Source organism: Rubrivivax soli (assembly GCF_049810355.1).
GTDB lineage: Bacteria > Pseudomonadota > Gammaproteobacteria > Burkholderiales > Burkholderiaceae_C > Rubrivivax.
The window spans coordinates 3,745,049-3,768,917 of record NZ_CP187368.1; the positions used below are offsets into that span (position 1 = coordinate 3,745,049).

General features: G+C 71.8%; 19 protein-coding genes. 2 read left to right on the forward strand and 17 right to left on the reverse strand.

Annotation, left to right across the window (positions count from 1 at the left end):
* Positions 1 to 66 precede the first annotated feature (66 nt).
* Positions 67 to 969, reverse strand: a complete 903-nt coding sequence (locus ACPOLB_RS17080; protein ID WP_425257221.1) for a DUF4394 domain-containing protein — start codon at positions 967 to 969, stop codon at positions 67 to 69.
* 106 nt (positions 970 to 1,075) lie between these two features.
* Positions 1,076 to 2,728, reverse strand: a complete 1,653-nt coding sequence (locus ACPOLB_RS17085) for an alpha-amylase family glycosyl hydrolase (protein ID WP_425257222.1) — start codon at positions 2,726 to 2,728, stop codon at positions 1,076 to 1,078.
* A 203-nt stretch (positions 2,729 to 2,931) separates the two neighbouring features.
* On the opposite strand from ACPOLB_RS17085, the gene ACPOLB_RS17090 reads away from it, so the two are divergent.
* Together ACPOLB_RS17090 and ACPOLB_RS17095 are read left to right on the forward strand one after the other, a co-directional pair.
* Entirely contained in the window at positions 2,932 to 6,480 is a 3,549-nt protein-coding gene (locus ACPOLB_RS17090) for an alpha-1,6-glucosidase domain-containing protein (RefSeq protein ID WP_425257223.1), read from the forward strand.
* Positions 6,481 to 6,556: 76 nt separating this feature from the next.
* A complete protein-coding gene (locus ACPOLB_RS17095; protein ID WP_425257224.1) occupies positions 6,557 to 8,581 on the forward strand; it encodes an ATP-dependent helicase in 2,025 nt (674 codons plus the stop codon).
* A 30-nt stretch (positions 8,582 to 8,611) separates the two neighbouring features.
* Here ACPOLB_RS17095 and ACPOLB_RS17100 read toward each other — a convergent pair whose 3' ends face one another.
* The 15 genes from ACPOLB_RS17100 to ACPOLB_RS17170 all read right to left on the reverse strand — a co-directional run bounded on the left by ACPOLB_RS17100 (position 8,612) and on the right by ACPOLB_RS17170 (position 23,864).
* A complete protein-coding gene (locus tag ACPOLB_RS17100; RefSeq protein WP_425257225.1) occupies positions 8,612 to 9,505 on the reverse strand; it encodes a S1/P1 nuclease in 894 nt (297 codons plus the stop codon).
* Complete coding sequence (locus ACPOLB_RS17105) at positions 9,502 to 11,754, reverse strand: DEAD/DEAH box helicase (protein ID WP_425257226.1); 2,253 nt, start codon at positions 11,752 to 11,754, stop codon at positions 9,502 to 9,504. The genes ACPOLB_RS17100 and ACPOLB_RS17105 overlap by 4 nt, the downstream gene beginning before the upstream one ends.
* Before the next feature lie 86 nt (positions 11,755 to 11,840).
* Positions 11,841 to 12,917, reverse strand: a complete 1,077-nt coding sequence (locus tag ACPOLB_RS17110; protein WP_425257227.1) for a TonB family protein — start codon at positions 12,915 to 12,917, stop codon at positions 11,841 to 11,843.
* Entirely contained in the window at positions 12,914 to 13,411 is a 498-nt protein-coding gene (locus ACPOLB_RS17115; RefSeq protein ID WP_425257228.1) for an ExbD/TolR family protein, read from the reverse strand. The genes ACPOLB_RS17110 and ACPOLB_RS17115 overlap by 4 nt, the downstream gene beginning before the upstream one ends.
* Entirely contained in the window at positions 13,408 to 13,905 is a 498-nt protein-coding gene (locus ACPOLB_RS17120) for an ExbD/TolR family protein (protein WP_425257229.1), read from the reverse strand. Before ACPOLB_RS17120 ends, ACPOLB_RS17115 begins: the two co-directional genes overlap by 4 nt.
* A 19-nt stretch (positions 13,906 to 13,924) precedes the next feature.
* Entirely contained in the window at positions 13,925 to 14,590 is a 666-nt protein-coding gene (locus ACPOLB_RS17125; protein ID WP_425257230.1) for a MotA/TolQ/ExbB proton channel family protein, read from the reverse strand.
* On the reverse strand, positions 14,587 to 14,883 hold the full coding sequence (locus ACPOLB_RS17130) for a hypothetical protein (protein ID WP_425257231.1): 297 nt from the start codon (positions 14,881 to 14,883) through the stop codon (positions 14,587 to 14,589). The genes ACPOLB_RS17125 and ACPOLB_RS17130 overlap by 4 nt, the downstream gene beginning before the upstream one ends.
* Positions 14,880 to 18,023 (reverse strand): tetratricopeptide repeat protein, encoded by a 3,144-nt coding sequence (locus tag ACPOLB_RS17135; protein WP_425257232.1) that lies wholly within the window; start codon positions 18,021 to 18,023, stop codon positions 14,880 to 14,882. Before ACPOLB_RS17135 ends, ACPOLB_RS17130 begins: the two co-directional genes overlap by 4 nt.
* Positions 18,010 to 19,782, reverse strand: a complete 1,773-nt coding sequence (locus tag ACPOLB_RS17140) for a hypothetical protein (protein ID WP_425257233.1) — start codon at positions 19,780 to 19,782, stop codon at positions 18,010 to 18,012. The genes ACPOLB_RS17135 and ACPOLB_RS17140 overlap by 14 nt, the downstream gene beginning before the upstream one ends.
* 161 nt (positions 19,783 to 19,943) lie before the next feature.
* Positions 19,944 to 20,501, reverse strand: a complete 558-nt coding sequence (locus ACPOLB_RS17145; protein ID WP_425257234.1) for an AraC family transcriptional regulator — start codon at positions 20,499 to 20,501, stop codon at positions 19,944 to 19,946.
* Positions 20,502 to 20,527: 26 nt separating this feature from the next.
* Complete coding sequence (locus ACPOLB_RS17150) at positions 20,528 to 21,550, reverse strand: DUF3570 domain-containing protein (RefSeq protein ID WP_425257235.1); 1,023 nt, start codon at positions 21,548 to 21,550, stop codon at positions 20,528 to 20,530.
* Positions 21,551 to 21,695: 145 nt separating this feature from the next.
* Entirely contained in the window at positions 21,696 to 21,926 is a 231-nt protein-coding gene (locus ACPOLB_RS17155; RefSeq protein ID WP_425257236.1) for a DUF4266 domain-containing protein, read from the reverse strand.
* Positions 21,923 to 22,423 (reverse strand): TlpA family protein disulfide reductase, encoded by a 501-nt coding sequence (locus ACPOLB_RS17160; protein WP_425257237.1) that lies wholly within the window; start codon positions 22,421 to 22,423, stop codon positions 21,923 to 21,925. Before ACPOLB_RS17160 ends, ACPOLB_RS17155 begins: the two co-directional genes overlap by 4 nt.
* 12 nt (positions 22,424 to 22,435) lie before the next feature.
* Positions 22,436 to 23,083 (reverse strand): outer membrane beta-barrel domain-containing protein, encoded by a 648-nt coding sequence (locus ACPOLB_RS17165; protein WP_425257238.1) that lies wholly within the window; start codon positions 23,081 to 23,083, stop codon positions 22,436 to 22,438.
* 7 nt (positions 23,084 to 23,090) lie between these two features.
* Positions 23,091 to 23,864, reverse strand: coding sequence for a hypothetical protein (locus ACPOLB_RS17170; protein WP_425257239.1), 774 nt, complete (start codon positions 23,862 to 23,864; stop codon positions 23,091 to 23,093).
* Between the last annotated feature and the right edge of the window lie 5 nt (positions 23,865 to 23,869).

Sequence of the window (23,869 nt, forward strand, 5' to 3'; positions counted from 1 at the left end):
CAACCGTGAAATCGCCTTCGGGCCTTCGCCAGCCGTGCAAGGCCTTCCGGCCTTGCACGCGCGGGCTCAGTGCTGGTTCAGCGGCACGGCGATGGCCACCACCGGTTGCGCCAGCGTGCGCACCGGCTCGGCGCGGCCGTGCAGCAGGTCCACCGCGTACAGCGCCGAGGCGCTGCCGTCGCCCAGCGTGGCCAGTGCGCGCTGCGCCACCGTGACGTTGCCGCGCAGCACGCTGTAGATGTCGAAGCCGGCATAGCCCGTGGGCGCCACGCCCAGCGCGCCGGTGGCCACCACCTGGCCGGCATTGGCCGGCGACTGCAGCGCCACCGATGCACCGCTCAGCACGAACAGCGTCGTCGCGGTGGTGGTGTCGAGGTCGTTGTTCGTGTAGGCCGCGGCCAGCACGCCGGCCACCGCGGCGCCGGCGCCGTTGTTCAGCGCCACGTCCACGGCCGTGGGCGCCAGCGGCATCGCGGTGCCGAGGTTGGCGAAGGACTGGCGCAGGTTCTGGCCCGTGCTGGAGACGATGCGCAGTGCGTTGGCCGCCGGGTTGAAGTCGACGCCGAACGCGGTGGCCGCGGTGTCGGGTGCGGTGGTCAGCGCACCGACCTTGGTGGCCACGGCGCTGGCGGTGTCGATGCGGTACAGGCCGCCGGCGTCGCCCACGCCGTACAGCAGTCCGTCCTGCGGCCGGAAGTCGATGCCCAGCAGCCGCGTGTCGCCGCCTTCGAAGCCCTGCACCGTGCCCACGATGTGCAGCGCGCCGCCGCGTTCGCGGAAGCAGACCAGCTGGCCCTGGGCGGTCAGCCCCGCCACGCGCAGCGGCGTCTGCAGCGCCGCACGCGCGGTGCCGGCGGCGTTGGCGGCCGGGCCGCTGGCGCAGTCGGGCGCGGCGTCGCGGGCCTGGCTGGTGTTGAACAAGGCGGTGGCTGCCAGGGCGATCTGGCAGACGGCGTGGTGCAGGCGCATGGAAGGGACTCCTGGAATCGTTGGTGGAAGGGCTCCGCCGCGTGCGGCGGGCCCCAATCCATACGGATCCCGGACGTCTCTGGATGCAGCGCCCTCAGGCGCCTGCCTAGCGCAGGCTGTACACGCGCACCGCCTGCGCCGGCAGCACCACCGTGGCGCGGCCGTCGGCACCCGCCGTGAGCGCGTCGCCCGTGGCCGGGTGGGCCGCGGCCAGCGTCGCGTTCGCCGGCAGGCCGGCCACCGTCACGCTGCCGGCCGTGCTGCCGTAGTTGATGGCCACCAGCGTGCGTTCGCTGCCCAGCACGCGCTGGAAGCCCATGGCGCTGCCGTTCACCACCACCTGCTCGTAGCTGCCGGCGGCCACCGATGGCAGGCCGCGGCGCAGCGCGAGCATGGCCTTGTAGAAGTTCAGCAGCGAGTCCGGGTCCGCCTGCTGCGCCGCGACGTTGTGCGTGGCGACGTTGGTCGACAGCGACCGGTACGGCGTGCCGGTGGTGAAGCCGGCGTTGGCGGTGGAGCCGGTCCAGCTCATCGGCGTGCGCAGGCCGGGGTCGCCGCCCTGCGTGCCGCGTGCCATGCCCACTTCCTCGCCGTAGTACAGGAAGGGCGTGCCCGGCTGCAGCAGGTAGGTGGCGGCGGCCAGCCGGTACTGCGCCAGGTTGCCCTGGAACTGGTTGAAGACGCGGTCGCCGGCGAAGCTGTCGTGGTTGGCCAGCATCGTCGACATGCCGGCCGGCGCGCTCTTCCAGAAGTCGGCCACGCGCTGCACCGCCGCCGGGTCGCCCTTGGCCGCGGCGATCAGGTTGCCGGTGTTGTTGAACGCGAACGCGCTGCCGCAGTCGGTGGTGTAGCGGAACGGCGCGCTCGGGCCCTCGCAGACCAGGAAGCGCCGTGCGTAGCCGCCGATCACCGCCTTCGTGCCCTGCAGCACGGTGCTGTTCTGCGGCTGGTTCTCCCAGGCGCCGGGGCCGTTCTCGACCAGGTTGCCCACGGCGTCGAAGCGGAAGCCGTCGACGCCGCGGTTGAGCCAGAAGCGCAGGTTGTCGTGGTGGAAGGCCACCACCTCGGGGTGCAGCAGGTTCCAGTCGGGCATCTGGTCCCAGAAGGGCGCGAAGTACCAGTTGCCGGCGCCGCCGCGCCAGGGGTCGTTGCCGTAGATGCTCCAGCCGCCGGGCTTGATGCCCTGCCACAGGTACCAGTTGCGGTAGGCGTTGCTGCTGGCGGCTTTCGCGTTGACGAAGGCCGGGTGCTGCGCCGCGCTGTGGTTGATGACGTAGTCGACGATGACGCCGATGCCCCGCGCATGTGCTTCGCGCAGCAGGGTGTCCAGGTCGGCCAGCGTGCCGTACTGCGGCTCGATGTCGCGGTAGTCGGCCACCGCGTAGCCGTGGTCGCGGTCCTGGCTCTTCGTCACCGGCATCAGCCACAGGCCGGACACGCCCAGGTCGCGCAGGTAGTCGAGCTGCTGCGTCAGCCCGCGCAGGTCACCGACGCCGTCGCCGTTGCTGTCCTTGTAGCTGCGCACGAAGACCTGCATGAATGCGCCCTGGTGCCAGCCCTCGGGCAGCGCGCTGCCGGGGTCGGCGGCGGCCACCGCGCTGCGCTCCACCGGCGGCAGGCTGGCGTCGGGCGGGGGCGGCGCGGCGCTGCCGGCGTCGCTGCCGCCGCCGCCCCCGCAGGCGGCCAGCGCAAGGCCCGCGCAGGCGACCGCGATGGCAGAGCGGGCGAGGGCGGGCGCGGTGGCGAACAGGCGGCGCATGCGGCAGCTTTCCGAGCAGAGGGAAGCAAGAATGTAGTGTGACTACAAACAAAGATCAATCCGGATGCACCGAACTGCGAGAAAACTGCGGAGCATGCGGGTAAGTCCCGGCTGAGATATGTAGCTTTGTTTCAATAGCATCGTGGCCTGACGCTGCGCCTGTCGAGGCAGCCACCGCCGTGTTCCGGCACAGGAGACGTTCCATGCATCCCCACCTCGCATCCCTCTGGCGCCGTGTCAGTGCCTTGCTGGCCCTGGCCGCGCTGGCGTTGCTCGCCGCCTGCGGCGGCGGCACCAGCAACAGCACCAACAACCCCAACGCCGTCGGCGACTCCAGCGACCTGAAGGTCGTGCTGGCGGCGGTGCCCGCAGCCGGCGGCGGGGGCGGCGGGGGTGGTGGTTCGAACGTCGTGCGGCTGTACTACAACCGCGCCGACAACGCCTACGGCGGCTGGACGCTCTACACCTACGGCGGCGCCGACCTCGGCGGCTGGCCGGGCAAGGCGCCCGACGGCGAGGAGGCCGGCGCCGGCAAGTTCTGGGACATCACCGTCACCGGGCCGTCGTTCAACTTCATCATCGTCAAGGACGGCGGCAGCGAGCGCGAGCCGTCGGGCTGGTCGGGCGCCAACAACGACCAGCAGCAGTTCTGGTCGATGGCCGACGGCAACACCATCTACAAGGTTGCCGGCGACCGCACCAACTACACCAGCAACCCGGCCGGCGCGGCCACGCCCGACATCGAGACGGTGCGTGTGCACTACAAGCGCTTCGACGGGCAGTACGACAACTGGGGCGTGCACATCTGGGGCAGCAGCGGGCTCGACGTGGCGCGGCTGCCGGCCGGCGTCGTCATCGACCAGTGGACCGACGCGGTCGGCTTCTCGGAGTTCGCGAACTACGCGGTCGGCAGCGGCGAGGTGGTGTTCGACATCCCGGTGTTGAACCCGCAGGGCGACCCCGCGCGCACCAGCCTGCAGTTCATCATCCACGGCAAGCCGCCTGGCGGGAACCCCGACGACAAGGACGGCCGCAACGACAACATCACCGTCAACTACGCGGCGCTGCGCGTCAGCGGCAAGGTCGGCGAGATCTGGCTGATCCAGGGCGACCCCACGGTCTACACCGCGTTCCCCGACACCCGCCTGGCCAGCACCACCGACGCGCGTGCCTTCTGGCTCAGTCGCTCGCTGCTGCAGTTCCCGAAGATCGACAACAGCGGCGTCTTCAAGCTCTACCACTCGGCGCGCGGCCAGATCGTCGCGGCCAAGGACGCCGCCGTCACCGGGGCCGACGGCGCGATCACGCTCGACGTCTTCGGTGGCACCGTGCCGGCCGAGCTGGCGACGCGCTTCAAGTACATCGCGCCCGGCGTCGTGCTGCAGGTGCGGGCGGGCGACGCCGCGCAGCTGCCCACGCTGCTGAAGAGCCAGCTGGTGCTGGTGCAGGAAGACGGTGCCGGCCTGGTGCAGAACGCCAGCACGGCGCAGCTGCCCGGCGTGCTCGACGACCTGTACGCGGCCGCGGCCAACATGCCCGACCTGGGCGTGCGCGTGGGGGCGGGCGGCACGCAGTTCAAGCTGTGGGCGCCCACCGCGCAGAAGGTGTCGGTGGCTCTGTACGACAGCGGCCGCAGCCTCACCACCGCGCTGCTGCCGGCGACCTTCGATGCCGCCACCGGCACCTGGACGGCCACGGCCGGCAGCGACCTCAGCGGCAAGTACTACCGCTACGTGGTCGAGGTGTTCGTGCGCGGCGTCGGCCTCGTGCGCCAGCTCGTCACCGACCCCTACAGCATCAGCCTGTCGGCCGACTCGCAGCGCAGCTACATCGCCGACCTGGCCTCGCCCGCGCTCAAGCCGGCCGGCTGGGACGGCCACGCGGTCCCGAACAAGGTGGCGGCGCAGACCGACATGGTCATCTACGAGCTGCACGTGCGCGACTTCTCGGCCAACGACGCCAGCGTCTCCGCACCCAACCGCGGCAAGTACCTGGCCTTCACCGAAGCCAACTCCAACGGCATGCGCCACCTGCGCGCGCTGTCGGACGCCGGCCTGACCGACGTGCACCTGCTGCCGGTGTTCGACCTGGCCACCGTGCCCGAAGGCAGCTGCGTCAACGTCGTCACCGGCGGCGCCGCCGACGGCAGCACGCAGCAGGCGGCCGTGAACGCGCAGCGCGATGCCGACTGCTTCAACTGGGGCTACGACCCGTTCCACTTCAACGCGCCCGAAGGCAGCTTCGCGTCGTCGCCCGGCGACGGCGCGCGCCGCGTGATCGAGCTGCGCGCGATGGTGCAGGCGCTGCACGCCGCCGGCCTGCGCGTGGGCATGGACGTGGTCTACAACCACACCAGCGCCTCGGGCCAGAACGACAAGTCGGTGCTCGACCGCGTGGTGCCGGGCTACTACCACCGGCTCAGCGTCACCGGCGACGTCGAGCGCTCGACCTGCTGCGACAACACCGCGACCGAGAACCTGATGATGGGCAAGCTCATGATCGACTCGGCGGTGCTGTGGGTGCAGCAGTACAAGATCGACTCGTTCCGCTTCGACCTGATGGGCCACCAGCCGCGCGCGGTGATGGAGCAGCTGCAGACGGCCGTGAACGCCGCTGCCGGCAAGCCGGTGCAGCTGATCGGCGAAGGCTGGAACTTCGGCGAGGTGCAGGACGGCCAGCGCTTCGTGCAGGCGTCGCAGCTGTCGCTGAACGGCAGCGGCATCGGCACCTTCAGCGACCGCGCGCGCGACTACGTGCGCGGCGGCAGCCCCTTCGACGGCGGCGACAGCCTGATCGCCAACCAGGGCTACATCAACGGCCTGTTCTACGACGCCAACGACAAGGGCGGCGGCAGGACGAAGAACGACCTGATGTGGGCGGCCGACGTCATCAAGGTGGGCCTGGCGGGCTCGATCCGCAGCTTCCAGTTCACCACGCACTGGGACGCCCACCTGCGCCTGGAGGAGATCAACTACAACGGCCAGCCCGCGGGCTACGTGCTGGAACCTGGCGAGGTGGTGAACTACGTCGAGAACCACGACAACCAGACGCTGTTCGACATCAACGCCTACAAGCTGCCCACCACCACGAGCCGCGAGGACCGTGCCCGCGTGCAGGTGCTGGGCGCGGCCATCAACGCCTTCAGCCAGGGCGTGGCGTACTTCCACGCCGGCATCGACACGCTGCGCAGCAAGTCGATGGACCGCGACAGCTACAACTCGGGCGACTGGTTCAACCGCCTGGACTGGACCTACCAGGACAACTTCTTCGGCACCGGCCTGCCGATCCAGGACAAGAACGGCGACAACTGGCCGCTGATCGCGCCGCTGCTGGCCAACCCGGCGATCAAGCCCACGAGTGCCGAGATCGTGTTCACGCGCGACGCCTTCCGCGACCTGCTGCAGATCCGCGCCAGCACCACGCTGCTGCGGCTGCGCAGCGGCGACGACATCAAGAGCCGGCTGCGCTTCCTGAACACCGGCTCGGGCCAGGTGCCCACCGTGCTGGCCGGCCACCTGGACGGCAACGGCTACGCGGGCGCCAACTTCCGCGAGCTGGTGTACCTGGTGAACGTGGACAAGCAGCCGCAGACGCTGACGGCCGCGTCCCTGCAGGGCAAGGCCTTCACGCTGCACCCGGTGCACACCGCGGCGGCCGCGGCCGACAAGCGCGCCGCCACGGCCACCTTCGACGCCGCCAGCGGCAGCTTCACGCTGCCGGCGCGCACGGCGGTGGTGTTCGTGCTGAACTGAGCGGCAGCGCACACCTCCGGGGGCCGCCTGCGGGCGGCCCCTTCTCGTTGGGGGCTGCCGCTATGATCCGCGCCCCATGTCCGAGACCCTCAACCACGCCCAGCTGCAGGCCGTGCACCACCTGGCCACGCCCTGCCTGGTGCTGGCCGGCGCCGGCTCGGGCAAGACGCGGGTCATCGTGCACAAGATCGGCCGCCTGCTGCACGCGGGGCTGGAACCGAAGCAGATCGCGGCCATCACCTTCACGAACAAGGCCGCCGCCGAGATGCGCGAGCGTGCGAAGGCGCTGGTCGGCCGCGCCGCCAAGGACCTGGCGGTCAGCACCTTCCACGCGCTGGGCGTGCGCATGCTGCGCAGCGACGGCACGCGGCTGGGGCTGAAGGAGCAGTTCTCCATCCTCGACAGCGACGACGTGCTGGGCGTCATCAAGGACGCCGGCGCCAGCAGCGACCTGGCGCTGGCGCGACGCTGGCAGTGGACCATCAGCCTGTGGAAGAACCAGGGGCTGGACAGCGCCGGCGCCGCCGCCGCCGCGCAGGACGACGACGAACGTGTCGCCGCGCGCGTGATGCAGCGCTACGAGGAGCGCCTGGCCGCCTACCAGGCGGTGGACTTCGACGACCTCATCGGCCTGCCGCTGAAGCTGCTGCGCGACGACGCCCAGGCGCGTGCGAAGTGGCAGGCGCAGTTCCGCCACATCCTCGTCGACGAGTACCAGGACACCAACGCCGTGCAGTACGAGCTGCTGAAGGCGCTGGTGGGCGAAAGCGGGGTGTTCACGGCGGTGGGCGACGACGACCAGAGCATCTACGGCTGGCGCGGTGCGACGATCGAGAACCTGAAGCGGCTGCCGCAGGACTTCCCGAAGCTGGTGGTCATTCCGCTGGAGCAGAACTACCGCTCCACCGGCCACATCCTGCGCGCGGCCAACGCGGTGATCGCGAAGAACCCGAAGATCTTCGAGAAGAAGCTCTGGAGCGAGTTCGGCGACGGCGACCCGGTGAAGGTGGCCGAAGCCGACGGCGAGGAACACGAGGCCGAGCGCGCCGTCAGCCGCTTCCAGGCGCTGCGTGCGCAGGACGCGCGCATCCGCTGGGCCGACTGCGCGGTGCTCTACCGCGCCAACCACCAGGCGCGGGTGTTCGAGCAGAAGCTGCGCGCGGCGCAGATCCCGTACAAGGTCTCGGGCGGGCAGAGCTACTTCGACCGCGCCGAGATCAAGGACCTGTGCGCCTGGCTGCGCCTGCTGGTGAACCCCGACGACGACCCCGCGTTCCTGCGTGCCGTGACCACGCCCAAGCGCGGCATCGGCCACACCACGCTGGGCGCCCTGGGCGAATTCGCCGGCAAGTGGAAGGTGAGCCTGTACGAGGCGCTGTTCTCGCAGACCCTGGCCACCAGCCTGAAGGGCAAGGCCATCGACGCGCTGCACGAGTTCGGCCGCCTCGTGAACGACCTGCAGTACCGCGCGCAGCACTGCTCGGGCGCCGAGGACGCGAAGGCGCTGCTGCTGGGCTGGCTGCAGGACATCGGCTACGAACAGCACCTGCGCGACGGCGAGGACAGTGAAAAGCTCGCCGCGGCGCGCTGGAACAACGTGCTCGACTTCGTCGACTGGATCGCCAAGCGCTGCGGCGGCGACGAAGACAACCCGAAGCAGACCGTGCTGCAGGTGGCGCAGACGATCGCCGTGATCATCAGCCTGGCCGACCGCAACGAGGAGCAGGACGTGGTGACGCTGACCACGCTGCACGCGTCCAAGGGACTGGAGTGGCCGCACGTGGTGCTGGCCGGCGTCAACGAGGGGCTGCTGCCCTTCCGCAGCGGCGACGAGGACATGACGCCAGAGCGGCTGGAAGAAGAGCGCCGGCTGATGTACGTGGGCATCACGCGCGCGCGCAGCACGCTGGTGGTGAGCACGCTGCGCCGGCGCAAGAAGGGCCGCGAGACGATCGCTGGCGTTCCCAGCCGCTTCATCGCCGAGATGAAGCTGGACGAGGAACGCAGCAAGGAAGACCCGCGCGACCGCCTGAAGGCGCTGCGCGACAAGATGGCGGCGAAGGCGGCGGCGGCTGACGCGGCCACGCCGCCCCAGCGCTGAAGCCGGGCAGGGCCGGCGCCCTGTGGCGCGCTACGGCGCGAAGGCCTGGTTCAGCACCGCGGCGATGCGCACGCCGGCGCGCGCCAGCTGCTGCGGCACCAGCGCGATGGCGTCGCGCACCGCGGCGTCGTCCAGCACGACAGGCCGTGCGGCATCGGCATGGGGTGCAGGACAGCGCAGGCCCGCGAACTGCGCGTACAGCGGCGCGTAGATGCGGGCCTTCGCGAGCTGGTGCGACTCGGCCTGCCAGTCGGCCGCGCTGCCCTGCGCCCAACGGGTGCGCGTGGCCGCGTCCATGCCGTCGAGCAGCCGCCGCGCGACCACGCGTTCGTCGCGCACCTTCGCAAAGGCCCCGCGCACGAAGGCGCTGTCCCAGGCGGCGTGCAGGTTGTCGCTGCGCAGCGCGCGGCCGGGGCGGTCGCCGGGCAGGCGGTAGCGCACCGCGACACCGTTGCCGCCGCCGTCGCCGTGGGTGATGGCGTGCAGCGGCTGCGCGAGGTCGGCCACCACGTGCACCAGCACCAGCAGCGCGAAGCGCCGGCTGTCGTCGCTGCGCGTGGTGTCGGCCAGCACGGCCGCGTGGCGGGCGATCTGCGCCGTGGCGCAATGGCCGCCGGCGCAGTGGCCGCCGGCCGCGGCATCGGCGGCGCACAGCGGCTGCGCGTCGTAGTGCCAGCGCCGCGAGCCGGGCATGCGCTGCGCCAGTGCGTCCTTCTGCTGGTCCAGCACCACGGCGTCGGCGGCCAGGTCCACGCGGCCCATCAGTGCAGTGATGCCGCTGCGCGCCGCGGGGCTCAGCAGCTCCTCGGCCACCAGCGCGCTGATGCGGTGGCCCGACGCGCCCCAGGCCCAGGTGCTGCTGCTGCCGGCCAGCGCCAGCAGCAGTGTCAGCAGGTGCACGGCTGCGGCAGCGACGCGTCTCATGTGTCCTCCAGCGGCGCCAGCAGCCCGCGCAGGTCGGCTTCGTCGAACTTGGTCGCTGCGTCGCCCGCCGCGTCGCTGCCCAGCACGCCGGCGGCCAGCGCCGCCTTGCGCGCCTGCAGCGCCAGCATGCGCTCCTCGATGCTGCCTGCGGCCACGATCCGGTAGACCAGCACCGGCTGGTCCTGCCCGATGCGGTGCGCGCGCGCGGTGGCCTGGTCTTCCACCGCCGGGTTCCACCACGGGTCCAGGTGCACCACGGTGTCGGCGGCGGTCAGGTTCAAGCCCACGCCGCCGGCCTTCAGGCTCAGCAGCAGCACCGGCACCTCGCGGGCCTGGAAGCGGCGCACGGTCTCGCCGCGCTGCGCCGGTGGCGTGTCGCCGGTGAACAGCAGGTGCGGCAGTGCGATTTGCTGCAGCGCCTGGGCCACCAGCCCCAGCAGCGTGCTGAACTGGGAGAACACCAGCACGCGGCGGCCGTCGGCCACCAGGGCCGGCAGCATCTGCAGCAGCAGGTCGAGCTTGGCGCTCGTGGGCCGGCCCGCCTGTGGTCCTGTGACGAGGCGCGGGTCGCAGCAGACCTGGCGCAGCTTCAGCAGCGCGTCGAGCACTGCGATCTGTGCGTTGCGGAAGCCCTGCCTGTCCAGCGTGCGCCGCACCTGTTCGTCGACGACCGCGCGCACGCTCTCGTACAGCGCACGCTGCGTGCCTTCCAGCGGCACGCGGCGCAGCACTTCGGTGAGCGGCGGCAGCTCGGGCGCCACCTCGTGCTTGCGCCGCCGCAGGATGAAGGGGCGCACGCGCCGCGCCAGCAGGGCCGCGCGCTGGGTCTCGCCGTTGTCCTCGATCGGACGCCGCCACAGCCGCGCAAACGTGCGGCTGTCGCCCAGGAAGCCGGGCATCAGCAGGTCGAAGTGCGTCCACAGCTCGCCCAGGTGGTTCTCCAGCGGCGTGCCGGTCACGCACAGGCGGTGGCGCGCGTCGAGCCGGCGCAGCGCGCGGGCAGCGCGGCTGCCGGCGTTCTTGGCCATCTGGGCTTCGTCCAGCACCAGCAGGTGCCAGGGCTGCGCGCCGAGTTCGCGGCTGTCGCGCCACAGCAGCGGGTAGGTGGTGAGCACCAGGTCGTGCTGCGCGATGGCCGTGAAGTCGCGCCGCGCGCCGTGCAGCACGAGCACGCGCAGGCCCGGCGCCACGCGCGCGGCCTCGGCCTGCCAGTTGGCGATCAGCGAGGTCGGCAGCACCACCAGCGCCGGCCGGTCCAGGCGGCCGGCCGCGTGTTCGGCCAGCACGTGCGCCAGCACCTGCGCCGTCTTGCCCAGGCCCATGTCGTCGGCCAGGATGCCCGCCAGCCCCTGCGCCCGCAGGTATTGCAGCCAGGCCAGGCCCTGCAGCTGGTACGGGCGCAGCGTCAGGCCCAGGCCGGGCGGCGGGTCCACCGGCGGCGGCGTGCCGGCCGCGCGCAGGCGCTGCACCAGCGTCTGCAGGCCGGTGTCGCCCTGCAGCTGCCAGGCGCCCAGCGCGCCGGCACGCTGGGCCATCGAGGCCGCGAGCTCCTCGCGCAGCGCCTCGGCGCGCTCGGCGTCCCAGGCCGACAGCGGGATCGGCCCGGTGGGGCTGCGCGCGTCGACCAACAGGTCGAGCATGGCGCCGACGATGGCCTTCAGCGGCGCCGCGGGGGCCTCGATGCGGCGGCCGCCGGGCGCGCGCAGCACGACGATCTCGGCGTCGTCGATCTCCAGCAGCCGGTCGGCATGCAGCCAGCGCCGGTCGCGCGCCAGCAGCCCGGCCAGCAGCGGCGCCAGGTCCAGCGTCTCGCCGTCGACCTCCACGCCCAGGCTCATGCGCCACGAGCCCTGGTCGTGCGCGCCGCGCAGCCGGGCCAGCGGCTGGTCCGGCGTGCCCAGTGCGGCCAGCGTGCGGGTGCCGTCGAGGTGGAGCTTCCAGCGCTGCACCGGCAGGCTGAAGTGCGCGAAGCCGGGGTCGACCACGAGTTGCCAGCCGGCCGCGCGCAGGCGCGGCACCTGCTCGGCCCAGAAGTCGCTCCAGTGCGCTTCTTCGGCCAGCGACCACAGCTCGGCGCCCTGCTGCAGGGCGGCCGCGGCCTCGCGCGTGCGCCACTGCAGCGCCTTCGCGGGCAGCGGCGCCAGCCGCAGGCGCACGAGCGTGTCGCGCGCAGCCACGTCGGCGCCGGCGGGCAGCAGCGCCACGGTGAGCTGCGCACCGCGCGGGCCGAATCCCGGCGCGGCGCGCATGCCGAGCAGCCCGTCGCCGCGGGTCAGCGTGCGCAGCCGCAGCGTGTGCCCGGCGGCCAGGAGCGGCGGTGGGAAGGAGGCAGGGCTTACGACGGCAGGAAGTCCACGGGCCAGGTGACCACCATGGTATCCACATCCTTGGAGCCGAAGTCGAACTGCCGGATGCGCGCCAGCAGCTTCGCTTCGAGCTCGGCCGCCTTCAGCTCGCTGCTCTCGATGCGGCAGTCGGTGACCGCGCCCGACGGCGCGATCGACAGCTTCAGCACCACCTTGCCCTGCAGCGACGGGTCGTCGCGCAGCGCGCGGTTGTACAGCGCGTAGATGGCGCCCTTGTTGCGTTCGAAGACGAGCTTGATCTCCTCGATCGAGCGCGACGACTTGCCGCTGCTGCCCTTGCGCAGCTCGCCGCCGGCAGCCCCCGTGCCGCTGCCGCCACCCTTGGCACTGCCGCCGCCACCGCCCGCACCACCGCCGCCGCCGCCCCCGGCCACGCCTTCGACCAGCGTGCTGGAGCGGCCGGCCAGGCCGCCGCCGCCGGTGTCGCGGCTGTAGGCCGCGGTGTTGATGCCGCCGCTGCTCTTGCCGGCGCCTGCGGTGATCATCGCGCGCACCGGCACACCTTGTTCGGTGCCGGCACCGACCCCGGCACCCACGCCGGCGCCCACGCCAGGGCCCGGCTTGATGTCCTTGTTCAGCTGCACCGCCAGCGGCGCGCCGGTGAGGTCGGCGAGTTCGTTCTTCATCGCCAGCAGGCCCACGCCCGACGCCTTCTTGCGCGCGGCTTCTTCACCCGGGCTGCGGTTGGGCTGGGGGTTGCGCGCCTCGGGCACCGGCACCTCGCGCGGCTTCGGCGCGGTGGCCTTCGGCGGGGCCTCGGCTTCGGTCTTGGCCACCGGCTGCGGCGGTGCTTCGGGCACGACGGGCTTGGGAGGCGGCAGCGGCTTGCGTTCGAGCAGCAGCTTGGCCATCGGCGGCGGCAGCGGCTGCGCCTCGATGCGCTCGGGCTGCGGCAGCGGGATCCACGGCAGCAGCAGCGCCAGCACCAGCGCCGTGCCGACGACGTTGCGGCGGATGCGCTCGTAGCGCGCATCGTCGGCGCCGCCCTGGTTCCAGGGCAGCTGCGGGCGGCGGAACGAGACCGGGTTGAGTGCCAACGTGCTCACGCCGACCCCTTCTGCTGCACCGCGAAGGCGACGTCGACGAAACCCGCCTGCGACGCGGTGGCCATCACCTTGCGCAGCAGGCTGTAGGGGATCTGCTTGTCGCCGACGATGGTGATGGCCTTGGCCGCGTCCTGGTTCTCCGCGCGCACGGCCTGGCGCTGCGCCAGCAGCTGCAGCTCGGCCAGCAGCGGCCCGACCACGTCGGCCTTGTCGGCCAGCACGTCGGCGACACCGGCGATGCGGCGCCCCTCGACGATGATCTCTTCGCCGCTGACCACCAGCACCAGCGTCTCGCGCGGGGCCTGCTCCGCGGTGGACAGCGGCAGCTGCACGTCCTTGTTGCTGGGCAACATGCTCTCGACGCCGACGCTGCTGAGCAGGAAGAAGATCAGGATCGTGAACACGTCGATCAGCGACACCAGGTTCATGTCCAGCGAGGCCTGGTTGCGCCCCTTGCGCGCCTGCCGCCGCTGCAGCGGAGTCATCGTGCTCATGCCGGCACCTTCCGCACCGGCGCATCGCCGATGGCGATGTTCGGGAACAGCTCGCTGCGCTGGCCCTTGGGCGTGCTGGGCGTGACGGCGCTGCGCATCGCGTCCATCACCTGCACGATCTGGTCGTACGAGGTCTCGGGCTCGGCCAGCACGCTGGCGTCCACCACTTCGGGGAACTTGGCCTTCACCTGCACCAGCAGGCTGGCCAGGGCCTTCGTGTCGGGCGCGCCGTCCAGCGCCGGGATGCGCTGGATCAGCCCGCCGATGCGGTCGCCGACCTCCAGCGCGTCGCGGCGAATCACCACTTCCAGCTTCAGGTCGTTGCCCTGGAGTTGTTCGACCGCGTTCGAGGGGCCGGGCAGCGTCATGTCCATCACCGCCAGGCGGCTGAACACGGCGGTGGACAGCAGGAAGGGCACCAGCACCACGATCAGGTTGATGAACGCGGTGATCTCCAGGTGCGCTGGCGTCTTGTGCAGGCGTCGCACGCGCATGGTCCGTGGCCTTCCGGGCTCAGCGCTGCGGGGCGGCCGGGGCCGCGCCTTCGTGCACCAGGCGCTGCGCCAGGTTCAGGAAGGTGATCTTGGCGGCTTCGAGACTGTCGACGATCTCCGAGGCCCGCGACTGCAGGAACGAATGGATCAGCAGGAAGGGGATGGCCACCATCAGCGCAAACGCGGTGTTGTTCATCGCGATCGAGATCGAGGCCGACAGCATCTCGGCCTTCTCGGCCGGGTTCGCCGAGGCCACCGCGGTGAAGCCCTTGATCAGGCCCATGATGGTGCCCAGCAGGCCCACCAGCGTCACGACGTTGGCGAAGGTGGCGATGTAGTGCGTGCGCTTCTCCAGGCGCGGCACGATCTCCATCATGCCCTCCTCCATCGCGGCGTCGATGTCCTCGCGCTTGCGGGCGGTCTGCAGGCGCTGGATGCCGTTGGTGAGGATCTTGCCGATGGCCGAGTCGGAGGCCGAGGCCAGGCTGTGCACCTCCTTGAACTTGCCGCCCTGCAGCATCGGCAGCACCTGGTCCCAGACCTTGCGGTTCTCGCTGCGCGCGCGGTTCAGGAACATCGTGCGCTCGATCGCGATCGCCACGCCCAGCGACATGATGAAGAGGCTGGGGAAGATGAACCAACCGCAGTCGACAAAGAACTTGATGATGAGGTTGAGCGTGTTCATCGGGCTTTCTCCGGGGCAGGCGAGGGTGAGGTCAGGCGGACTTGGGTTTGCGATTCGTACTGCATCTGGCGGCGGAAGACGTCGCGGTCGATCGGCGCCAGCGCCTCGTCGAGCACGCTGGCCACCGGCCGGCCGGCCAGGCCGCCCGGAGGCGGCTTCTTCCACGGCACGATGTAGAGCACCTTGGGCAACTCGCGGTTGCCGATGATCTGCGTGCGGTCGATGTCGGCACGGTCTTGCGCCATGGTGCCGGCCGCAGCCAGCAGCAGTGCGGTGAACAACAGGGGCTTCATGGCGCCTCCTTGCGACTGGCAACACTTTCGGGGGCCGCAGCGGGTGCGCTGGCGGGCGCGGCCGTGGGCGTGGCGGCCGGGGTGGCAGGCAGCGCCGGCTTGCGCGCCCGGATCTCGGCCAGCCAGCGCGTGGCGGCGGCGTCGGGCGGCGTCGCCAGCGCGGCGTAGCGCTCGTACAGCTCCACGGCCTTGGCGCGGTCGCCCAGGTACAGGTCGTGCAGGATGGCCAGGTTCAGCACCGGCGTGGCGCGCTGCGGCTCGGCGGCGATGGCCTGCTCGTAGGCGGCGCGGGCCTCGGCGAAGGCGCCCTTGCTGCGGTGCGCAATGCCCTGTTCGTTCAGCGCCGAAGCCGGGTCGCTGCGCTCGGGCTTGTTCCAGCGTCCGGGCTTGAGCGTGGCCAGCGCGGCGAAGCTGCCGCGCACGCTGTCGTCGAAGATGCCGGCCGCCGCGCGCTGCGCGTTGGTCTCGTGCAGCTCGATGGCCTTCTCCTCGAACGGGAAGGCCTGTTCCTCGAGCATCACGTTGTACTGCTCCAGCTCGGCCTTGTTCAGCTTCTTCGGGCGCTGCGAGGTCATCAGCGCACGGCCGAAGTCCTGGTAGAGCGCCGCGATGTGGAAGGTGGCGGCGGTGCTGACGTCGGCCACGCCATAGTCGGCCGCGGCCGCGTAGGCCTGCAGCGCCGCTTCCATGCGCGTCTTCTTCAGCTTCAGCTGGCGCTGCAGTGGCTCGACCAGCTGCACGGCGCGGTAGCTGGCGGCCACCGGCTCGGCCAGTGCCAGCGTGGCGGCGGCGGCCAGCGCGCGGGTGCGGTCGCTGCGGTCGGCGCCGCCGGTGGCGTCGGCCTTCACCACGTCCTGCAGCCAGGAGGTGGCGACCTTGCCGGTGTGCAGCTGCGCCAGGCGCCAGCGCGCCTGCACGGCGGCGTCCAGCGGCGCCGGGTGGCGCTTCAGGTAGCGTTCGTAGGCGGCCACGGCCGCGGCCTTGGGGCCGCTGCCGGCGGCCTGCGCCTTGTCGTGCAGCTCGGTGGCCTGCCACAGCGCGGCGCGCGCGACGGCGGGGTCGCTCTGCGCCTGCGGACTCTGTGCCACGCGCTCCAGCTCGGCGGCGGCCAGCGACCAGCGCTCCTGCGCCAGGTAGGCGGCAGCCAGCTTGGTGTCGACGTCGCCCTGCAGCGGGTGCGCCGGGAAGCGGCGGCGGAAGTCCTCGAGCAGTTGCGTCGCGCCGGCCCAGTCCTGCAGGCCGATCAGCGCGGCAGCGGCGTCGAACTGCGCCGTCGCGCGCACCGCCGACAGTGGCGCCACGGCGGCGACGCGTTCGAAGAAGGCCACGGCCTCGCGCTGGCGGCCGGCGCTGCGCGCGGCGTCGCCCTGCTGGTAGACCGAGGCCGCCAGGCGCTCGACCAGTGCGGCACGTGCGCTCGCATCGGCGGCGGTGTCTGGCAGCGCGGCGAGCGCTTCACCGTAGGCGCGTTCGGCCTGGTCCCAGGCCTTGGCCTCGAACGCGGTGTGCGCGACGACCGTCCACGCGGTGCGGCGCTCGGCCGCCGTCAGCGTGGTGGTCTGCAGCGCACGCTGCGCGGTGGCTGCGGCGGGCTGCGCCTCGCCCAGCGCGAACTGCTGCTCGGCGGCATTGGTCAGCACGCTGCCGGCCCGCGGGTCGCTGCCGAAGCGCTCGGCAAAGCGCAGCGCGCTGGCCACGGCCGTGCGCTGCAGCTCGGGTGCGACCGCAGCGCCAGGCGGGGTCTGCTTGCCGTAGCTCAGCAGCGCGCTGTAGCCGGCGTCGGCGGCGCGCGGGTGCGCGGCGTAGCCGTAGGCGACCTGTTCGAAGTCGGTCGCGGCCTCGGCGTAGCGGCGGTCGTCGTAGAGCAGCTCGGCCAGCAGGAAGTGGTTCTGCGGCGTCGCGGCGTCGGTGGGGAAGGAGGCCAGCCACAACCGGTACCAGCGCACGGCTTCGGCCACGTCGGCCGGCGCCTTGCTGCGCTGGGCCAGCGCGTGGTGGTGCGTGGCCAGCTCGGCCAGGTGCGTCTTCACCAGCGGCTGCGCCTGCTGCCAGCCGGTGGGGTTGGCGCGGCGGAACTCGCTGTCGACGCCGTAGCGCGCCACGTAGTCGCGCTTGGCGTCCAGCGCCAGCGTGGCGAAGCCGTTGCCTTCGTAGGTGCCGATCACGCGCGACAGCAGCACCGGCGCCTGTGCGTGCAGCGGGCGCTGGCGCGCGAAGGCGGCGAAGGTGTCGGCCGCGTCCTTCACGCGTTCCTGCTTCAGGTACAGCTCGCCGAGCTGCTCGTAGACCTGGTGCTCGTAGGCGCGGCGCGTGTCGCCCTGCATCAGCGGCGCGATGCTGGCCGCGCCCTGCAGGTTGGCCAGCGTGATGCTCGCGACGCGGAAGGTGTCTTCCACGAGCTCGCGGTCGCCGCGGGTGGGTTCGCCGGGCTGGCCCAGCTTCGCGTCGAGCACGCCGAAGAAGGGCTGCAGCGCGTCGTCGAGCCGGCCCAGCTTGAACAGCGACCAGCCCTGCATGTACAGCGCGCGTTCCTGGAACGGCGTCTGGTGGCCGCTCTTCAGCACCGTGGCGTAGGCTGCTTCGGCAGCGGCGTACTGGCGCGTGGCGAACAGCAGCTCGCCGCGGCGGAACTGGGCTTCGTCGGCGTAGACGGTGCCGGGGTGCTTCTGCACCAGCGCCGTCAGCGTGGTGAGCGCCACTTCCAGCGCGCCGGTCTGCTCGTGCGCGCGCGCCAGCTGGTACAGCACGCGGTCGTTGCCGGGGTCGTTCGGGAAGTTCCTGAGGTAGTCCTCGTAGCGCGCGATCGCCGCCTTGTAGTCGGGCTGGCTGCCGTCGGCCAGGCGGCGGTCGGCGCCGTCCATCTCGAGGTCGCCGAGCCGGCGCATGGCCTCGGGCCGCTGCGGTGCCTGCGGTGCGGCGGCCAGGAAGTCCTTGTAGGCGGCGATGGTGCGGGCTTCGTCGTCCACCGTCAGCGGGTCGCGCTGCACGGCGACGCTGCGGCCCTGCAGGCTGGCGAGCGTGGGCGCGTCGTCGCCGGGCAGGGTCTTGCTGCGGAACATGCCGCAGCCGGCGAGCAGGGCCGTCACGCTGGCGGCCAGCGCCAGCAGCGTGGGGCGCAGCAGATGGTCAGCGCGGGGCATCGGCGCCTCCGCTGCGCGACGCGAGCTGCGCGCGATCGTAGAGCTGCGCCACGGCCAGCCGTGCCTGCGCCGCGTAGACGTCCAGGCGCTCCTGCTGGCGCTGCAGTTCGGCCACGGCCAGGTCCTGCAGCGCGGCCTGTTGCTCGGCACCGAGTGCCGCCACCTGCGGCACCAGGGCCTGCAGGCGTTGTTCGAGTGCCGCGATGCGCGCGGCGAAACCGGCGAAGCGCGCCGGCTCGTCCTGCTGCGCGCGGGCCAGGGCGGCGTCGCGCGCCTGGGCGTCGAGCAGCGCGCGGTCGGTGTCGCGCAGGCCCTTCTTGGCATCCCACAGGCGCAGCGGGTAGGCGCGCGCCAGCTGCCAGGTGAGCGCGCCCTTCACGCGGCGCAGGCGTTCGGCCAGGTCCTTGTCGTCCAGGCCCGCCAGGGCCGCCTCGACACGCTGCAGCCGATCGATCAGCGCGCGCTCGCGGTCGTCGGCCAGTGCCGTGGCGTCGGTGCGCTCCTCGGCACGCGCCAGCTCCGCGGCCACTGCATCGCGCCGCTGTTGCAGCGCGGCCAGGTTCAGCGTGCCGGCCTGCGCGCGCACGGCGGGCAGGCGTTGTTCATAGATCGTCTTGCGGTGCGTCAGCATGTCGCCGAAGGCCACGAGGCGGCCGTTCCAGTCGCCCAGGTTGCTGCCGAGGAACTGCAGGTCGCGCAGGTTCTTGAAGGCTTCCTGGAAGTCGTGCGCGGCCATCAGGCCGGCCAGGTGGCTGGCGTGCGGCAGTTGCGGCACCTGGCCGATGCTGCCGAAGGCGCTCATGCCGGCGCCGGGGTTGCCTTGCAGCAGCGGGCCCACCAGCGCGCCGCCGCGGATGGCGGCGATGGACGCGTCCAGGCGCTGGCGCTCGGCATCGAACTGCGCCAGCGCGCCGGTGTAGCCGTCCATCGCCTGGCGCAGCGCGCCGAGTTCGGCGTAGGCGTAGGGCAGCGCGATGCGGGCTTCCAGCACCGCGGCGTCGCTGCCGTCGCGGCCCACCAGCTCGGTCCAGGGCACCAGGGCATCCTGGTGCGCCTTCAGCTCGGCCGCGGCCCAGCCGAAGCCCAGCAGCGCCTTGTTCGACTGCGGGCCCTGGAGCCGCACGCGCTGCAGCACGCTGCGCGCGCGCTGGGGCTGCTGGCCGGCCAGCGCGGCGAAGCCGAGTGCCACGTTGGCGCGGTCGCGCAGCGTGCGCTGTTCTTCGTCGGCCGCCGGGGCGGTGCCGATGGCGTCGAGCAGCGCGTTGCCGGCGGCGGTGTCGCCGCCCTTCACCAGCGCCACGCCCAGGTTGAAGCGCGCAAACGTCGATGCCGGCGCGGTCGCCGGCACGGCCTTCAGCGCGGTGGCGGCGGCGGCGTAGTCGCCTTGCGCCATGCGCAGCTGCGCCGCGAGCAGCGTGCGCTCGTCTTCCAGCGCGCCGGGCAGCGGCGCAGCTACACGCGCCAGGGCGGCTTCGGCCTCGGCGAACAGGCCGCGCTGGTAGCGCAGCCGCGCCAGGAAGAACCAGGCGCGGTCGCGCACCGCCGGCGCCGCATTGCGTTCGATCAGTCCGGCGAAGATCTCGCCGGCTTCACGGTGCAGGCCGTACGACAGCAGCATGCCCCCGCGCAGCACCTCGGCCTCGTCGCCATGCGGAGCGACTCGCCCGAAGTGCTGCGACACCATCAGCCCGGTGATGGCGTCGAAGTGCTTGTCCTGGAAGAAGTGGAACAGCGTGTCGCCGTAATGCGGCGCCTGCACCGCGACGGGCGCCGTCTGCGCAACGGCAGGCACACCAGCGCAAGCGAGCGCGCAGGCGAACGCCGCGCCCATCCAGCGGGCGCCGCGGAGCCGGCTCCGCCGGTCCGCCAGCGCCGCCCCCCCGGGGGGGAGCGCCGCAGGCGCTACGGGGGGGGGCCTCTTCACCACACCTTGACCTCAAACTCCGGCTGCAGCTTGGCCAGGCTGTCCTTGATGCGCAGCTCGATGTACTTGGCGTCGCCGGTCTTGTCGAACTTCAGCGTCGTCGCGCGCTTGTAGTCGCGCTCGTGCGGGCCGCGGCCGGTGAAGAACGCGTCGATGGCGTGCGTGCCGGTGCGCAGGTTGCCCAGGTACACCCGCTGCACGCCGCCGCGGTGCAGCGCCTGCACTTCCAGCGGCGTGTACAGGTGGTTGGCGACGACCTTGTCGTTGAGCTTGATCTGCACCGACTCCAGCTCGAAGAGCCGGCCCACGTCCATCGACACGAACAGCGCCACCTGCGTGCTGGCGGGGAACAGCAGTTCCTCCTCCAGCACCAGCAGGTCGCGGTTGAGGCGGATGACGTCGGCCTTCACGTCCTGGATGCGGTTGTCGAGGCTGGCGGCCGGTGCCGCGGCGGCGGCGGGCGGCTCGGCGGCCAGCGTGCCGCCGGCGCAGGCCAGGGCCAGCGCCAGCGCGGCCAGCGGACGGGAAAGCGCGCGGAAAAGCAGGTGGTGCATGGCGTACATCCGCAAAGGGGCTGGGATCAGAAGCTGCCCGAGACGAAGACCTGCAGCACGTGCGCGTTGTGCTGGTAGGCCTGGCCGGTGCGCAGGTCGGTGAAGTTCTTGAAGTCGAAGCGCTTGAACTCGTAGGCGCCGCTGAGCTTCGTGCCGTACTTCGCCGCCGCGCCGCCGAAGGTGTAGGTGGCCTTCAGGCTCAGGCCCAGGCTGTCGAAGGCGCCGAGCTGGCGGTTGCGCGTGACGTAGGTGTTCTGCTGCGGTGCGTTGTCGCTGAAGAACAGCGCCTGCGTCTGCGTGTACCAGCGCAGCGAGGCGTCGGCCAGCCACTGGCTGCCGAAGTAGCGCGCGGCGCCGAACTCCAGCGTCTGGGCGTTGATGTCCCAGGTGTCCCAGAAGTGCCGGAAATCGGCGCGCAGCACGGTGCGGCTGCCCGGCGCGCCGATCTCGCCGATGGTGCGCAGCTTGATCGCGCGGCTGCTGCGCGTGCGCGGCATGCGCTCGGGCACGAAGGCGCCGAACTCGACGGCGGCGCGGTATGGGTTGCCCAGGTAGCCCTCGTCGGAGACGACCTCGAAGTTCGCGCTCGCCAGCCAGCGCGGGCTCAGGATCTGCGTCAGCCCGGTGCGGTACTGCCAGTGCCGCGCGTGGTCGAAGAAGCCGATGTCCTTCTTGCCGACCTGGTCGCTGCCGCGGCCGAAGCCCACGCTGACGGTCGTCATGCCCGCGAACACGTCCTGCGAGACGTTGACGTTCAGGTTGTCGGCCACGTAGTCGGGCTCGCTGCTGCGCTCCAGCGACATCGAGACCACGGCGTCGCGCACCAGCAGGTCGGCGCCGAAGCCGTAGGCGTTGCGCGTCTCCTTGAACTTGCTGGCCGTGGTGACGACGTCGATGGACGCGTTGCTGACCGCATCCACGTAGTACTGCGCCGACAGCGAGACCCGCTCGGCCATGCTCTTGCGCACCAGGAAGGCCGGCCCGGTGGCCGTGACGCCGCCGCCTTCGTAGACGTGGAACAGCGCCTCGGCGCGGTCTTCGGGCAGCACGGCAGCCTGTGCCGTGGGATGCGAGAAGACAGCCAGCAGCGACCCGAGCACCCGGCCCAACCAAGCAAACGCCGCGGATCCGGCTATGCCGGTCCGCAGGCGTTGCCCCCCTGGGGGGGAGCGGCGCAGCCGCTGCGGGGGGGATTCAATTACATCCACAGCCGCCTCCCTGGACGCCTGTCGCGCCGCGTGCGCCTTCGCGCACCACGTGCACGTGCTCGCGGTGGCGGTCGGCCAGCGCGTCGCGCTGGAACTGCAGGATCGGGTCGGCCAGGCGCTCGCGCTCGTAAGGCTTGACCCAGGGCTCGATGGCGCAGCCGCCCACCAATGCGGCGGGCAGCAGCAGCACGGCCAGGCGGGGCAGGGTGCGCATCATTCCTTCACCAGCTCGCGGATCTGCCGCTCGTAGTCGGCCTCCATGCCGTCGCGGTAGCCGCGGTGCAGGTAACGCACGCGGCCGTCGCGGTCGATCAGCACCGTGGCCGGCATGCTCTGCAGGTCGTAGCGCTTGCTGACGAGCTTGTCGGCGTCGTGCAGCACCGGGAAGCGCACCGCCAGCTTGGCGGCGGCCGACTGCGCGGTGCGCACGTCCTCGTCGACGTTCACGCCCAGCAGCGTGACGCCGGCGGCGCGGTACTTGTCGTGCAGTTTGTTCAGGTGCGGCATCTCCACCTTGCACGGGCCGCACCAGCTGGCCCAGAAGTTCACCAGCACGACGTTGCCGCGCTGCTCGGCCAGGCGCAGGTTGCGGCCTTCCAGGCTGCGCAGCGTGAAGTCGGGTGCCGGCGCCTGCGCCGTGACGGCGGCGGCCTGCACCTGGCCGTAGAGCAGGGCGGCGAGCGCGGTGAGGGCGATGATGGCAAGGCGCTGCATGGTGGGGCGGGTTCAGAAGAAGACGGTGACGCCGAGCGTGACTTCCAGGTTCTGCGTGCTTTCGCGGCGGCCCAGGATGTCGAGCGAGAAGATGTGGTCGCGCACGTCGGCCTGCACCGCGACGCTGTCGTTGAACAGCAGCCGCGTGCCGAAGCCGACGTTGAAGGTCTGCCGGCGCTGGTCGATGAACTTCGTGCTGCCGATGCCGCCGATGACGTAGAAGGCCGAGGCCTTGGCCACGTTGCGGCCGAAGAACACCTCGCCCGGCAGCAGGTTGTAGCCGGCCGACAGGTTCACGTAGCTCAGCGTCTCGGTCGGGTTGACGAAGATGCCGCCTGGCAGCACCTGGCGGAAGGCCTCGTCGCTGACCTTGGTCTGGCCGAAGGCGCCTTCGACGAAGACGTCCTCGGTGATGTGGTAACCCAGGCGCAGCCCGTAGACGGCGCTGGAGCCGAAGTTCTGCGTCGAGAACGTGCCCGCGAACAGGCCGATCTCGAAGTCGTTGCTCGGGAAGCGCGGCGGCTGCACGGTGCGGCGCTCGACCTGCGGCACCACCACCTGCGTGTCGGCGGCCGCCGGCTGTGCCGCGGGCTGGGCCTGGGCCTGCACGAGACCCGGCGCGGCGGCGATCAGCAGGCTGGCGAGGACGCTCTTGACCATGGGACTCCTAGAAGAAGAAGGACAGGCCCAGCGTCACGGCGCGGTACTCGGTGCTGCGCGTGTCGGCGACGAAGGCGGTGTACAGGCTGTAGTCGATGCGGCCGACGAACCGCTCGCTCAGGTAGTAGCGCAGGCCCGCGCTGGCCACGGCCAGCTGCGCGTCGGTGCCGGCGGCGTCGACCAGGCTGCTGTTGGGGATGTTCTTGAAGCGGCCCAGCCCCACGCCGAGCGCCGGCGACAGGCGCTGGTCGGACCAGGGTTCGATGTTCAGGTTGACGTGCCAGTAGTCGGTGCCCGAGAACACGCCCTGCACCTGTCCGAAGGTGGCTTCCAGGCTCAGCGCGTCGGCCCAGCGGTAGGCCGTCCACACCTTGAGCATCGGCTCGCCCTTGAACTGGCCCCACGCGGCGCCGAGCTCGACGCGGCGCTTGAGGTAGTCGTCGACCAGCACGTCGCGGAAGCTCTTGGTGCCGCCGGCTTCGGTCACGGTCTTCTCCAGCTGCGCGCGCGGCACCCAGCCGATGCGGCCGTTCTCGGTGCGCACCTTGTACCAGTCGGTGCGGCGCATCTCGATCACGATCCACTCGTGGCGCGCCGCGACGTGGAACACCGGGTAGCCGCGGCCGGGCGCGGTGTGCAGCTCGATGTAGGGCTCGGCGATGCGCACGCGCTCGCTGTCGTCGGCGGCCGTGGCGGCGCCCGCGGGCGCCGCCGCCTGCGCGCGCGCTGCCACCGGCAGTGCGAGCAGGCAGCAGGTCAGCAGGGCGGCGGCGGTCCTCATGCCCT

Coding starts and splice junctions, on each gene's coding strand:
- ACPOLB_RS17080 (WP_425257221.1), bottom strand. CDS start 969: ATGCGCCTGCACCACGCCGTCTGCCAGATCGCCCTGGCAGCCACCGCC.
- ACPOLB_RS17085 (WP_425257222.1), bottom strand. CDS start 2,728: ATGCGCCGCCTGTTCGCCACCGCGCCCGCCCTCGCCCGCTCTGCCATC.
- ACPOLB_RS17090 (WP_425257223.1), top strand. CDS start 2,932: ATGCATCCCCACCTCGCATCCCTCTGGCGCCGTGTCAGTGCCTTGCTG.
- ACPOLB_RS17095 (WP_425257224.1), top strand. CDS start 6,557: ATGTCCGAGACCCTCAACCACGCCCAGCTGCAGGCCGTGCACCACCTG.
- ACPOLB_RS17100 (WP_425257225.1), bottom strand. CDS start 9,505: ATGAGACGCGTCGCTGCCGCAGCCGTGCACCTGCTGACACTGCTGCTG.
- ACPOLB_RS17105 (WP_425257226.1), bottom strand. CDS start 11,754: ATGCGCGCCGCGCCGGGATTCGGCCCGCGCGGTGCGCAGCTCACCGTG.
- ACPOLB_RS17115 (WP_425257228.1), bottom strand. CDS start 13,411: ATGAGCACGATGACTCCGCTGCAGCGGCGGCAGGCGCGCAAGGGGCGC.
- ACPOLB_RS17120 (WP_425257229.1), bottom strand. CDS start 13,905: ATGCGCGTGCGACGCCTGCACAAGACGCCAGCGCACCTGGAGATCACC.
- ACPOLB_RS17125 (WP_425257230.1), bottom strand. CDS start 14,590: ATGAACACGCTCAACCTCATCATCAAGTTCTTTGTCGACTGCGGTTGG.
- ACPOLB_RS17130 (WP_425257231.1), bottom strand. CDS start 14,883: ATGAAGCCCCTGTTGTTCACCGCACTGCTGCTGGCTGCGGCCGGCACC.
- ACPOLB_RS17135 (WP_425257232.1), bottom strand. CDS start 18,023: ATGCCCCGCGCTGACCATCTGCTGCGCCCCACGCTGCTGGCGCTGGCC.
- ACPOLB_RS17145 (WP_425257234.1), bottom strand. CDS start 20,501: ATGCACCACCTGCTTTTCCGCGCGCTTTCCCGTCCGCTGGCCGCGCTG.
- ACPOLB_RS17155 (WP_425257236.1), bottom strand. CDS start 21,926: ATGATGCGCACCCTGCCCCGCCTGGCCGTGCTGCTGCTGCCCGCCGCA.
- ACPOLB_RS17160 (WP_425257237.1), bottom strand. CDS start 22,423: ATGCAGCGCCTTGCCATCATCGCCCTCACCGCGCTCGCCGCCCTGCTC.
- ACPOLB_RS17165 (WP_425257238.1), bottom strand. CDS start 23,083: ATGGTCAAGAGCGTCCTCGCCAGCCTGCTGATCGCCGCCGCGCCGGGT.
- ACPOLB_RS17170 (WP_425257239.1), bottom strand. CDS start 23,864: ATGAGGACCGCCGCCGCCCTGCTGACCTGCTGCCTGCTCGCACTGCCG.